The sequence below is a fragment of the Aliivibrio wodanis genome (assembly GCF_052920805.1).
Genome location: NZ_JBREXA010000001.1, coordinates 1,497,036 through 1,509,392 on the forward strand (window position 1 = coordinate 1,497,036; position 12,357 = coordinate 1,509,392).

Genomic DNA, 12,357 nt, shown 5'->3' on the forward strand with positions numbered 1-12,357 from the left:
GAGTTGAATATACATTTGTTTTTCAGGAAGGATCATTATGCAGGATGCAAACCAAGCTCAGTTTGAAATTAATGTCGCCACGATAGATATGCCTTTACAAGTCTATGCGTTTTCTGGGCATGAGGCATTAGGTGATGGCTATGAATTTGATGTTACCTTTATTTGTGATGATCCTGAATTACCGTTGGGTGAGTGGCTCCAGTTACCGGTTTGTTTAACCCTTTATCATAAAAATGACCCTGAGCTAATACCTCGATATATACATGGCATTATTGAGTCTATAGAACAGTTAGGATCTTCATTTCGCTATAGTACTTATAAACTGAGTTTGGTTCCTATTTTTTCACTTCTTAACTACCGAACGAATTTTCAGATATTTCAGAATAAAAAAGTCCCAGACATAATTAGTGAGATTTATCAACAAGCTGGAATTTTAACAAATCATTTTGAAATCGAATTATTTAACACTCATCAACCGCGTGAATATTGTGTGCAATATGGTGAATCGGATTTTGGGTTTATTCAACGACTGATGGCAGAGGAAGGCCTAGTTTCTTATTTTGAGCATACTGATGTAGGGTCTAAACTCATTATATCTGATGGCCCTGAAATCTATACAGAGCTTCCTCCTCTTTGCGTTGTTGCCGACAATGGAATGGTAAAAGATGGTAATACCATTACCTCATTAATGAAGAAGCAGAAGGTCAGTGTTGGTAAGGTATCAGTAAAAGACTATCATTTTGAAACCCCGCAACGTCATCCTGTTGGCGTTCATCAGCAAGACGATAAAGAAAATCAAGCTTCGGAGTTAGGATTAGAGCAATATCATTATCCTGCGAATAAGAGCACATCAGAAGCCGCAACCCTACAAGCTGCATTAGTATTGAAACAAGCGAGAACGAATACACTAGAGTTAATTGGCGAGAGTGATTGCGCCCAATTAACGGTAGGTCATTTTCAACCGATCCAAGAACATCCTAATTCAGAATGGAACGATACTTGGTTGCTCACTCAAGTGTTTCATAGTGGCCAACAACCACAAGTGCTCGAAGAGTTAGCGGATGGGAGTTCAAGTTATCATGCCAGCTTTCGATGTTCGCCTTGGCACCTTCCTTTTAAAACAAAATCAGAGCCGAAACCACTTATTCATAATGTCGATACTGCGATAGTCACAGGCCCTGAAAATGAAGAAATCTATTGTGATGAGCATGGTCGTGTAAAAGTGCAATTTCATTGGGATAGAAACGGCCAAGGAAATGAAAAGACCAGTTGTTGGTTACGAACTTCTCAAGGCTGGGCGGGCAATCAATATGGGCAGTTTGTTTTGCCAAGAATAGGACACGAAGTGATTGTCAGTTTTATTCACGGTGATCCAGATAAACCTATCATTACTGGCTCTCTTTATAATGGCGATAATAAGCCGCCATATACCTTGCCTGAGCACAAGACGCGCAGCACTTTTAAAACCTCAAGCTCTCCTGGTGGTGAAAACTTCAATGAATTGCGTTTTGAAGATAAAAAAGACGCAGAGCAAGTTTATATTCATGCGGCAAAAGACATGGATAGTCAGATCCAAAATGATCATACGATAGAAGTGTTTAATGATGAGCACAAAATAGTACATAACAATCAATTTAATGAGATGAAAAACAATAGACATACGACCGTTGGTGGTAGCCAATTTGAAACCATTAAAGGGGACTCTCATCATCAAATTAATGGCTCTGTTCATAGCAAAGTAGGAAAAAAGCGATTAGAAGAGATCGGCTCTGAATTGCACTTAAAATCAGGGCAAAAAATCATATTAGAAGCGGGAACTGAAATTACGATTAAAGCAGGCGGTAGTGTCGTAAAAATAGATCCGGCAGGCGTTCATCTTATTGGCTCAGCGATTAACCTAAACTCCGGCGGAAGTGCAGGGAGTGGCAGTGGTTATGAAGGAAAAATTGCAGTATTACCGATGGGGAAAGAGGTTGAGCTGGCGGGAGACGTTTCTAATACTGTAAATGCGATATCTTATGATTTTGAAGAGTTAGAGGTTAATTCATTTTCAAATGAAAAAATATCTAAAAATCAAAAAAAAGAAATAGTTAGTATATTTTGGTCTTATGGAAAAGATAATGTAAAAATTAATGAAGTATCAAAGCATTATACCGACTTGAATTTAAATATAAAAACAAAAGGTTATATTGAAGGGGATTTAGTAAAAGTAGATATTTTAAATAAATCATTTCATGTAACAATTGGGGAAAATGGTAATGGTTTTGTTGAAAATATATTAGAGCATGAATTTATTGAAATAGGTGAAAGGTGATGATTAATGAAATAATTGCAACTGTTGGTGAACAACAAACTAGCTTATATATAAAAAGACCTAGATGGATAAATATACATAATTCTTATAAGGAAATAGGAATGCTAAATGCGTATTTGACTTATCAAAAAGTTGGAGGTTATGCATTTCAATTACATGTTGAAAATCCAAATGATTATGCAAATGCTTGTGCTTTAAGAATTAGTTGGGCATTTAACTATGGTGGATATAAGATTCCATCAGGAACAATCTTCTCTGGTAGAAATATTTATAGAGTAAAAGGGGAAGATGAACTACCTTATATTTTGAGAGTTGAAGACATAATATTTTTTATTAAAAATAAATGGGGAGATCCAGAAATAGATAATATAGACTTTTTAGATATATCAAGAAAGTTATCTGGTAAAAAAGGTATCATTATATATACCATTTCTGGTTGGGATGATGCCAGTGGTCATGTTACTTTATGGAATGGCAATGGAGTTGAAGATCAGGGCAAGATCACGAATGTTTTTTAATCAATTAAACGATCGATTTGACGATCAGATTTACCTGTGATCATATACCTCCTTTAACGAGGAGAATTCGATGCACATTGACCATTTTAAAGAACACTTTCATGAAATAACAGACCAAAGACAAGGTGCAAAAGTAACCTATTGCCTTTTTGAAGTTCTATTCGGCTCAATGTGTGCTGTTATTGCAGGAGCAAAAGGCTGGTTTGATATTAGAGAATACATTCTTGGATCATCACGCTTGGTTTGAACGTAATGGTATGTTTTTAAATGACATTCCTGTCGATGATACGATTGCTAGGATTGTTTCAAATATTGAACCAGAGCAATTTCATCAATGCTTCGTCTCTTGGATGTCTTCAGTGCATTCTTTAACTCAAGGCCAAGTCGTTGCTATTGATGGCAAGACACTTCGTGGCTCTTATGATCGAGACGACCGCTCAAGTACTATCCATATGGTGAGTGCTTACGCCTCTTCAAACAAATTGGTTTTAGGGCAGTTAAAAACAGAGCAAAAAAGTAATGAAATAACAGCTATTCCAGAGCTTATTAAGATGCTTGATATTAAAGGCGCATTAGTGACTATTGATGCCATGGCATGCCAAACGGCAATAGCCAAAGTCATAATAGATAAGGGCGCAGACTACTTATTAGCAGTAAAAAACAATCAAGGCTCGCTACGCAAATCTGTTGAAAAAGCATTTTCAAATCAACGCTCTACAGTAAACAAACTCATTAACCTTGAGCAAGGTCATGGCCGTATTGAATCACGTCAAAGTTATGTATTACCAAGTACAGCTCTAGAAGGTAACTTTTCTCGTTGGAAAGGCTTAAAAAGTATCATCATGATTGAAAGCTTTCGTGCCATTAAAGGAAAACAGCCCAGTCTAGAATATCGTTATTACATTAGCTCAAAAGAATTAAGTGCAGAGCAAGCAGCAGTGGCGGTCAGAGAGCATTGGGGGATCGAATCAATGCACTGGGTACTCGATGTCAGCATGAATGAAGATGCTTGCTCTATATTCAAAGATAATGGTGCCGAAAACCTTTCCTGCTTACGACACATGAGCTTGAACATGCTCAGAGCTGAGCCCACAAAACTGAGTATCGTGGGTAAACAAAAGCGATGCATGATGAATACTTCAATGCTTGAATCTGTTTTAACGGCAGGTTTTTTCTCAGAGGTTAAAATTTAACCACTCATGCGGTTGCCCTGAGTTGAAGATGAGTCAAATTATCATAATGATGATTATTATGAGTCAAAAATTTTAAATGTACAATTTTGGGAATTAAAATAAATGAAATCGTTCTTAATATATTTAATTTTTTCTGTATGCTTAACTTCAAGCTATGCTTATTCCAAAGATTTGCATTTAGAATTAGCTCGATTATCTCTGAAAAATTATGGTTTAGTGAATTGTATATATAATGGTTTAAAAAAAGAAAATAAAATTAAAGTCGATGATATTGGTTCCGCTTCTAGAGTTTTTAGTTTTATGGGACAAGGATATTATAAAATAGAGCAAGACAGGGTAACATTTGAAGAGTTACATAATCCATATAGAGATGTTAATATTTATATGAAAAGTAGATATAATAAAGTTAATTCTAATATTAAAAATGGAACGAATAATGTAACAGTTAGATGTTTGATGATATTTGATTCTTTAGAGTTTAAAAAAAAGATAAAAGAACAAGATAAATATATTAATGATATTGATAATATAAACTTACCTTATGAAATAGACAATTAATTACAATGTTTAATATTGATTGTTAAATCAATGTCGGATGCGATGTGGTATGAATTTTTGATAATGATTCCTGCTGTTTTTTTTGCTGCTTTGTCTATGGCTTGGGGTGTGACCGCGATTATAATATTACCTACAGTCTCCTTGAGGAGCTTTAAACATATTATTTTTATTGATAAGCAATTAGATAAACTAACTCAAAAAACACTTAATATTCCAGTGAATAAAAGTATTAAGAAGACCTTAGGGGTTAATTCAACAAAGTCTCTTATCCATAATGCAGATGAAATACTGAAAGAAGGTAGCGTTAGTGAGCTAGGTAAGCGTATTGCTAATACGGCTAAATGGGTTAAACATGCAGAATCTGCGGGTAATGTAGCTGTAGGATTAAGTGGTCATAAGTGGTGTATATAATGTAACTCAAAATTGTGATGGACTTGAATCATGTACTCGAAATGTTGCAATTGAAACCGGTGGAGTTATTGGTGGTTGGGCTGGCGGAACGGCTGGAACCGTAATTGCTAGTGGATTTGTAGTTCTAATCGGGGCTTCTTCAGCTCCGATTGTTATGGTTATTGTTGGTATAGGAGCCGCGGGCTTTGGTATTCTTGGTGCAGGTGCTGGCAAGGATGTATTTGAATCATTCTATGAAATGTCTAAATTGGATGAAATTTTAGAGGGTGTTGAAAGCCGTGTAGAAAAAAGGATACCTCAAGAAATAGAAGATTACATTATAGAATCAAGATTTAATAACTTTTCAATAAATGCTTCATTCTAGAAGGTAGATGTAATGTTAGAAATATTAAAAATGTTTGTTGGTTGGTATGGGATTATTTGGGGTTTAATATATTTTTATTATCTTGTGATTTATAGCCTAGGAGATAAAAAACATATAAACCAATTAGTAGATGATTTGGTAAAAGAACCTGAAACTTTTAAAAAGAAGCATTATATATCAATGGTAAGTATTGGTGCTGGTGGTTTATTTTCTTATTTTTGCCTCATATATCCATTCATTAGGCATAGACGAAAAAATAAAAAAATCACGTTTGATTTATTTATGTGGCTGAATTGGGTGTTTTTTATTGTGGTGATCGTTGCTTATATTTATGCGTAAGTCATACGTCGTTTGAAACGTATTGGAAATATAGCGATAGGTATTTTAGCCTCTAGAGGGTTGGGATATGTAGGTCTATTGATTGGTGCTAATAGTGCAATCAATAATTTTTATGAAGCGTGTAAGGTTGATAGCTCTGGTGATTGCGGTAGGTACTGTATTGTTTGTTGTTGGCTCGACGACAGGTAAAGCTGTTGGAGATGGTATGTATGATTTTTATGAATGATGGTGGAATAAATGTCGGATGCGGAATGGTGGGAATTATTGATTATGGTTCCTGGCTCTATTTTTGCGGGATACGCTATAGCTTGGTCTGTTCCTGGTGTGATTATGAGTGCAATTGTTTCGTTGGGAAGCTTTAAACATATTATTTTTATTGATAAGCAATTAGCAAAAGACCTTGATAAATATTATGACAAAAATGGGTATATGCGGCTTCAATATCAAATGTCTTGGGAAATTGGTAGTCGTTGTTTTGATTATTGGGTTAAGTTCCCATTCATTCGTAAGCGTATAACAACTGACTCCATGAAATTTAAGGTTTTTATGTGGGTTAATGCGTTAGGGGTATGGAGCTATATTCTTTTTATTTTTTGTTCATCAATGGCTAAATTTCTTGATATTATTTAACTAAGTGTTGTATACCATATAAACAAGCTAAAACTGGCTGCCACAACAGCCAGTTTAATGGTTAACGAATAACTATCTTTCTAGGAATCAATTCAATCCCTGCTTGATAACGCTTTGCTGAAGCATTTAATCCTAATGCCAGCGCACTATCTGCAATCAATTCAAACTGCTGAGGTAAAGAGTTGATCTTAATTGGTAAGAAGTCTAATAAGCGGTTATCACCAAAGGTGCCTAGTTTTACTGTTCCCATCAGCTCAGGCTTCTCAATCAATACATCCAAAATACCTTCAAGCAGGATATAAGAGGTCGTGATGATGGCATCTGGTACCGTGTCTTCTTTTATCCACTGTTCAAAAATTTCTTTGCCAGATTCACTGTTAAAGTGTTCGCCATAACCAGTAATGCTTGTTAAGCCTTTCTCTTTGGCCTTTGCTTCAAATCCCAACTGACGCTGACGAGATATATTTAGATCTGGTAGAGCTCCAATTAAGCCTATTGATTTTACGTTCTCATTAACTACCGACTTGGTTAACTCGTAAGCCGCATCAAAATCTTCGCTAATAACACAGCCAAAGTGCTCATCATCTAATGAACGGTCAATCGCGATAATTGGCGTGCCTTTCTCTTGAATCGTTAAATAGTAATCACTGCCATCTGGTAAGCAACTTGCAACGAATAGGGCATCAATACGACGACTAATTAGGGCATGAGCCACATTTTTTTCTGTTTCAGGATCATCATCAGAACAACCAATTAAGATTTGATAGCCCGCTTGACGAGAGTTGTATTCTAAAAGTTTAGCAAGTTTGGCGTAACTGGTGTTTTCAAGATCAGGAATGATTAATCCGAACGAACGGCTACTGCCTGCACGTAATGCAGAAGCGGCATGATCTGGACGATAATTATGTTCATCAACTACCGCCATTACTTTTAACTGGGTCTTTTCACTGATGCGATATTTCTGCGCTTTACCATTAATGACATAGCTTGCAGTGGTTTTTGAGACGCCAGCAAGTTTGGCAATTTCATCTAATGTCATGACTGAGAACCTCAAATTCTGTGGGTCGGATCATATAAATTTAGATCCAATCATTTTATGGGTTGAATTATATGCTGAATCGTTTCAGTATAAAAGCTGAAAGGATTCAGCAAATTTGAAAAACGTGATATTCGCGTTATTTTTACTCTTTATGAGACATAAGTTAGGGTAGAAAACATTTGCTGAACTTTTTTTACCTGTTTTGCTGAATCGATTAAGCAGTTCTTGAACAATAGTAAACCGATGGAACAGCAAGGCACAATATAGACAAACAAGCGAGAGGCTAAGACCCATGCTGACATTGACAAAGAATGACATTACGTTGCAACAAGCAGCAACGGACAAAACAACAGCAATCAAAGCGATTGCAAAGCAACTGACAAAGAAAGGATTAGTTGCAGAGAAGTACGTAGAAGGGATGCTAAACCGTGAGCAACAAAACTCAACGTTTTTAGGCAACGGTATTGCTATCCCACATGGTACAACCGATACCCGTGATTTAGTCAATAACACAGGCGTTGCTGTTCATCATTTTCCTCAAGGTGTTAACTGGGGTGATGGTAATGTGGCTTATGTTGCTATTGGTATTGCAGCTAAATCAGATGAGCATTTAGGCATTCTAAAGCAACTAACTAAAGTGCTGTCTGCTGATGGTGTAGAAGAGAAGCTAAAACAAGCGAAAACAGAAGCAGATATTATTGCATTACTAAATGGTGACGTGCAGTTTGAAGCAGATTTCGATGCCTCATTGATTCAATTGCTATTCCCAGCAAGCGACATGATCCAAATGAGCGCGGTTGCTGGTGGCTTACTAAAAAATAGCGGCAATGCTGAAAACCAATTTGTTGCAGAGCTAGTGACTAAAGAACCTACGCATTTAGGCAAAGGTTTATGGTTGGTAAGTACTGACAAAGGCGTTAAGCGCTCTGGTATGTCTATCGTAACAACAGCGAATGGCTGTGAGTTTAATGGCTTACCTGTAAAAGGTTTGATTGCAATCGCCTCTTGTAATGCCTCTCATAAATCGTTTTTAACGACGATTACAAAAGTGGTTTCAGAGCAGCAACAAGACTCTATTTTATCTGCAACTTCAGAGCAGTTACTAGCGATGTTCTCTACTTCTACTGAAGAAACAACAGTAAGTGTTGATGCAGATAATACAGCAACGTTTAAGATTAAAAATGCACATGGCTTACACGCTCGTCCAGGAGCAATGTTAGTTGCAGAAGCGAAGAAATACGAATCAAAAATCACTGTGTTAAATGTAAATGGTGATGGTAAATCAGTGAATGCGAAGAGCTTGATGAAAGTGATTGCATTGGGCGTTAAACACGGTCACGAACTGCAATTTACAGCAGACGGTTCAGATGCAAAAGAAGCGCTAGCCGGTATTGGTGATGCGATCGCTTCTGGTTTAGGTGAGGGTTAATTTATGAGCATTAATCCAAAAAGCAAAGTGGTTACTATCACGTTGAATCCTGCTTTAGATTTAACTGGCAGCTTAGGTGCGTTATCGGTTGGCTCTGTAAGTTTAGTAAGTAAAGGCTCACTTCATGCAGCAGGTAAAGGCGTTAATGTTGCAAAAGTACTGTCTGACTTAGGTGCTAAAGTTACGGTTACTGGCTTTTTAGGCCGTGATAATGAAGAGTTGTTCTGCCAATTGTTTGAAGAAATGAAAGCCAACGATGAGTTTATTCGTGTCGATGGTGCCACTCGAATTAATGTGAAATTGGTCGAAACTGACGGTCGAGTGAGTGATATCAACTTTCCAGGAGTTGAAGTATCACAACAAGCGATTGCTGAGTTTGAAGTTCGTTTATTTGAATTAGCTAAAACACATGAATTCTTCGTATTAGCAGGCAGTCTGCCAAAAGGTATCTCTCCTGAGCAGTGCGCTGAATGGATTGATAAACTGCATCAAATGGGTAAAAAAGTCTTATTTGATAGTAGCCGTGCCGCGTTAGCAGCAGGTTTAGATGCTCACCCATGGTTAATTAAACCAAACGATGAAGAGCTATCTGAATTTGTGGGGCGTGAGTTAGATACTCCAGAAGCGTGTCAGCAAGCGGCTCAAGATATTGCACAAAAAGGCATTGAAAATATCGTCGTTTCATTAGGCTCAAAAGGCGTAATGTGGCTTGGTAAAAATGAACAAGCACAACCTGAATGGATGTATTCGCAACCACCAAAAATGAATGTAGTAAGTACCGTTGGTGCGGGTGATACGTTAGTTGCTGGTCTTTGCTGGGGTCATATGCAGCAAGATTGGGATCGTTCACAAATATTATCTTTTGCTACCGCTTTATCTGCTTTAGCTGTATCGCAGGTTGGCGTTGGTGTACCAAATGTCGAAGACGTAAAAGAATTACAAAAACAAGTAACCCTACACAACCCTATTTCTACAAACGTGCAGTAATGCGTTTAGACTTAGTTTAAGGACAGATTATGAAAAATATAGCTATCGTTACTGCATGCCCAAGCGGTGTAGCAAACAGTATCATTGCAGCAGGTTTATTAGAGCAAGCTGCAACTAAACTGAATTGGAAAGCATCGATTGAATGTCAATCAAGTGTGTTACCCGTTGAGGTTTTAACTCAAGAAATAATTGATACGGCAGATGCAATTGTTATTGCCGCAAATTCTGTTGTTGATACATCTCGCTTTGTTGGTAAAAAAGTACATCAAGGTTCAATTTCTGAATGTGCAATTAACTCGGAAGTTTGGCTAGAAAATGCAGTAAACAATGCAAAAGAACTAACGGCATCTGAAGTCACTGTACCAGAAACAGCAATAGTGACAGATGCAACAGGGCCTAAGAAAATCGTAGCGATTACGGCATGTCCAACGGGTGTTGCGCATACTTTCATGGCAGCTGAAGCGCTAGAGGAAGAAGGTAAGCGCCAAGGCCACATTATTAAAGTAGAAACTCGTGGCTCTGTTGGTGCTAAAAACCAATTAACAGACCAAGAAATTGCAGAAGCTGATTTAGTTATCATTGCTGCTGACATTGAAGTTGCACTTGATCGCTTTAATGGTAAACGTCTGTACAAAACAAGTACAGGTTTAGCGCTGAAGAAAACAGAACAAGAGATGAATAAAGCCTTCTCTTGATGCGATGGTTTTCCAAGCATCAGGTAAAGCACAATCTTCTCAAACAGAAGAGAAAAAAGGCATGTACAAACACCTTATGACAGGGGTATCACACATGCTTCCTGTTGTTATCGCTGGTGGTTTGCTAATTGCACTGTCATTTGTCTTTGGTATCGAAGCATTTAAAGAGCCAGGTACGATTGCAGCAACATTAATGGACATTGGTGGTGGCGCAGCATTTGCGTTGATGATCCCTGTTCTTGCTGGTTTCATTGCGTTCTCAATTGCTGATCGTCCGGGTCTGGCTCCTGGTCTAATCGGTGGTATGTTGGCTAGCTCAACAGGTGCGGGTTTCCTTGGTGGTATCGCGGCTGGTTTCATTGCGGGTTATTCTGCAAAATTCATTGCTGATAAAGTGTCTCTTCCTCAGTCAATGGAAGCACTTAAACCAATATTAATCATTCCGTTTGTGGCTAGTTTGTTCACAGGTCTGGTAATGGTTTACATCGTTGGTGGCCCTGTCGCAGGTATCATGTCTGCACTGACAGAGTTCCTAAACAACATGGGTTCAACTAACGCAGTATTACTGGGCGTTATCCTTGGCTGTATGATGTGTTTCGACTTAGGTGGTCCAGTAAACAAAGCAGCATATACGTTCGGTGTCGGTCTTTTGGCTTCACAAACGTACGGTCCAATGGCGGCTATCATGGCGGCTGGTATGGTTCCTGCACTAGGTATGGGGCTAGCGACATTCCTTGCTAAGAATAAGTTTGAAGCCGGTGAGCGTGAAGCCGGTAAAGCATCATTTGTGCTTGGCTTATGTTTTATCTCTGAAGGTGCGATTCCATTTGCAGCGAAAGATCCAATGCGTGTAATCCCAAGTTGTATGGCGGGTGGTGCATTAACAGGTGGCTTATCTATGCTATTTGGCGCAGAGTTGCTTGCTCCACACGGTGGTTTGTTTGTACTACTGATTCCAAATGCAATTTCTCCCGTATTAATGTATTTAGTAGCAATCGCAGCAGGTACCGCAGTAACAGGTTTCACTTACGCTTTCTTGAAAAATAAAGCAGATGAGAAAGAAGCAGTTACAGCATAATACCAATCACAGTAAGTGAGCAGAAATAGCACAGGAAAAACTCTTGAGAATAAGACGAAATTTTTCGATAAGTAGTTATTCTACAATCAAAAATTTCAACGCAGTTATCGATCATTTTAACCAACTAGGATGATCAGTTATTTACTACGATTGGTATAACATTAGTCAATATTACTGTTTGTTTTAAAATAGCTTAAACAAAATGGGCGCTTTCAATGTAGATTGGAAGCGCCCATTTCTATAGATAGTGATAACTAGAAAAAGATGTTGATACCTGCACCGATAGAAGATGCGTAATTATTTGATGATAAACCAATATATTGATATTCAAAGTTTACAGCCATTGAAGGAAATAAATAAGACATCCCTCCTACTGCAATATAAGGTTTTGTTGTAGTTTCATTTTCATCATAAGGTAGGGTTATTGCTGTTGAGCTATATTTTAATTCAGTATGATTAAACCCTAATTTACCGTAAAAAGATCCGTAATAAGTCGCAGGGAAATAGAGTTTGCTAGATATTGAGTAACCAGAAATAGAAGCGCTATCCCCTGATACGGCGATATTTTTGATGCTTCCAGTTGAAAGATAACTGATATCAGCAGCAAACATTGGGGTAAAATGATAAGTATAACCGACTTGTGTCATTAAACCGCTCGCATCAGAGCCGTTAACGTGTAAGCTAGCAATGCTTGGCTGAATATATATTTGGTTTATTGTTCCAACAGCATGTACTGGAGCTGCGATTCCTAGCAATAAAACAGGGATTATCCTTTTCATTATAAACTCATCTTTTTTTGATT

General features: G+C 37.7%; 11 protein-coding genes and 3 pseudogenes. 12 read left to right on the top strand and 2 right to left on the bottom strand.

What is annotated here, in order from left to right; translation table 11 throughout:
- Positions 1–37: 37 nt before the first annotated feature.
- The 9 genes and pseudogenes from ACU5DF_RS06800 (at position 38) to ACU5DF_RS06840 (ending at position 6,327) form a co-directional block, all read left to right on the top strand.
- Positions 38–2,314: a type VI secretion system Vgr family protein gene (locus tag ACU5DF_RS06800; protein ID WP_446712299.1), complete on the top strand. Its 2,277-nt coding sequence runs from the start codon at positions 38–40 to the stop codon at positions 2,312–2,314.
- Entirely contained in the window at positions 2,314–2,832 is a 519-nt protein-coding gene (locus tag ACU5DF_RS06805; protein WP_446712300.1) for a T6SS effector amidase Tae4 family protein, read from the top strand. The genes ACU5DF_RS06800 and ACU5DF_RS06805 overlap by 1 nt, the downstream gene beginning before the upstream one ends.
- Positions 2,833–2,902: 70 nt before the next feature.
- A pseudogene (locus ACU5DF_RS06810) lies at positions 2,903–4,025 on the top strand (ISAs1 family transposase).
- Positions 4,026–4,127: 102 nt separating this feature from the next.
- Positions 4,128–4,583 carry a hypothetical protein gene (locus ACU5DF_RS06815; protein ID WP_446712301.1) on the top strand — a complete coding sequence of 152 codons (456 nt, stop codon included), beginning with the start codon at positions 4,128–4,130 and terminating at the stop codon, positions 4,581–4,583.
- Positions 4,584–4,598: 15 nt separating this feature from the next.
- The gene (locus ACU5DF_RS06820) at positions 4,599–4,994 is read left to right on the top strand and encodes a hypothetical protein (protein WP_446712302.1); all 396 of its coding nucleotides are present in this window, start codon (positions 4,599–4,601) and stop codon (positions 4,992–4,994) included.
- Positions 4,972–5,358 carry a hypothetical protein gene (locus tag ACU5DF_RS06825; RefSeq protein WP_446712303.1) on the top strand — a complete coding sequence of 129 codons (387 nt, stop codon included), beginning with the start codon at positions 4,972–4,974 and terminating at the stop codon, positions 5,356–5,358. The genes ACU5DF_RS06820 and ACU5DF_RS06825 overlap by 23 nt, the downstream gene beginning before the upstream one ends.
- Before the next feature lie 30 nt (positions 5,359–5,388).
- Positions 5,389–5,697, top strand: coding sequence for a hypothetical protein (locus ACU5DF_RS06830; RefSeq protein WP_446712492.1), 309 nt, complete (start codon positions 5,389–5,391; stop codon positions 5,695–5,697).
- A gap of 15 nt (positions 5,698–5,712) precedes the next feature.
- Positions 5,713–5,923, top strand: a pseudogene (locus tag ACU5DF_RS06835) (hypothetical protein); the annotation flags it as partial.
- Positions 5,924–5,934: 11 nt separating this feature from the next.
- Positions 5,935–6,327, top strand: a complete 393-nt coding sequence (locus tag ACU5DF_RS06840; RefSeq protein ID WP_446712304.1) for a hypothetical protein — start codon at positions 5,935–5,937, stop codon at positions 6,325–6,327.
- Positions 6,328–6,388: 61 nt separating this feature from the next.
- Here the strand turns inward: ACU5DF_RS06840 and cra are convergent, their stop codons facing one another.
- A complete protein-coding gene (gene cra, locus ACU5DF_RS06845; protein ID WP_446712305.1) occupies positions 6,389–7,366 on the bottom strand; it encodes a catabolite repressor/activator in 978 nt (325 codons plus the stop codon).
- Between the two features lie 292 nt (positions 7,367–7,658).
- Here cra and fruB point away from each other — a divergent pair, with 292 nt between their 5' ends.
- From fruB to fruA, 3 genes and pseudogenes are all read left to right on the top strand, one after another.
- The gene (gene fruB / locus ACU5DF_RS06850) at positions 7,659–8,795 is read left to right on the top strand and encodes a fused PTS fructose transporter subunit IIA/HPr protein (RefSeq protein ID WP_446712306.1); all 1,137 of its coding nucleotides are present in this window, start codon (positions 7,659–7,661) and stop codon (positions 8,793–8,795) included.
- Between the two features lie 3 nt (positions 8,796–8,798).
- Positions 8,799–9,782: a 1-phosphofructokinase gene (gene pfkB / locus ACU5DF_RS06855; protein ID WP_446712307.1), complete on the top strand. Its 984-nt coding sequence runs from the start codon at positions 8,799–8,801 to the stop codon at positions 9,780–9,782.
- A 29-nt stretch (positions 9,783–9,811) separates the two neighbouring features.
- Positions 9,812–11,555: pseudogene (fruA, locus tag ACU5DF_RS06860) on the top strand (PTS fructose transporter subunit IIBC).
- 254 nt (positions 11,556–11,809) lie between these two features.
- Here fruA and ACU5DF_RS06865 read toward each other — a convergent pair.
- A complete protein-coding gene (locus ACU5DF_RS06865; RefSeq protein ID WP_446712308.1) occupies positions 11,810–12,334 on the bottom strand; it encodes an outer membrane beta-barrel protein in 525 nt (174 codons plus the stop codon).
- Positions 12,335–12,357 lie beyond the last annotated feature (23 nt).

Coding starts and splice junctions, on each gene's coding strand:
- fruB (WP_446712306.1), top strand. CDS start 7,659: ATGCTGACATTGACAAAGAATGACATTACGTTGCAACAAGCAGCAACG.
- pfkB (WP_446712307.1), top strand. CDS start 8,799: ATGAGCATTAATCCAAAAAGCAAAGTGGTTACTATCACGTTGAATCCT.
- ACU5DF_RS06800 (WP_446712299.1), top strand. CDS start 38: ATGCAGGATGCAAACCAAGCTCAGTTTGAAATTAATGTCGCCACGATA.
- ACU5DF_RS06840 (WP_446712304.1), top strand. CDS start 5,935: ATGTCGGATGCGGAATGGTGGGAATTATTGATTATGGTTCCTGGCTCT.
- ACU5DF_RS06815 (WP_446712301.1), top strand. CDS start 4,128: ATGAAATCGTTCTTAATATATTTAATTTTTTCTGTATGCTTAACTTCA.
- ACU5DF_RS06830 (WP_446712492.1), top strand. CDS start 5,389: ATGTTTGTTGGTTGGTATGGGATTATTTGGGGTTTAATATATTTTTAT.
- ACU5DF_RS06865 (WP_446712308.1), bottom strand. CDS start 12,334: ATGAAAAGGATAATCCCTGTTTTATTGCTAGGAATCGCAGCTCCAGTA.
- cra (WP_446712305.1), bottom strand. CDS start 7,366: ATGACATTAGATGAAATTGCCAAACTTGCTGGCGTCTCAAAAACCACT.
- ACU5DF_RS06805 (WP_446712300.1), top strand. CDS start 2,314: ATGATTAATGAAATAATTGCAACTGTTGGTGAACAACAAACTAGCTTA.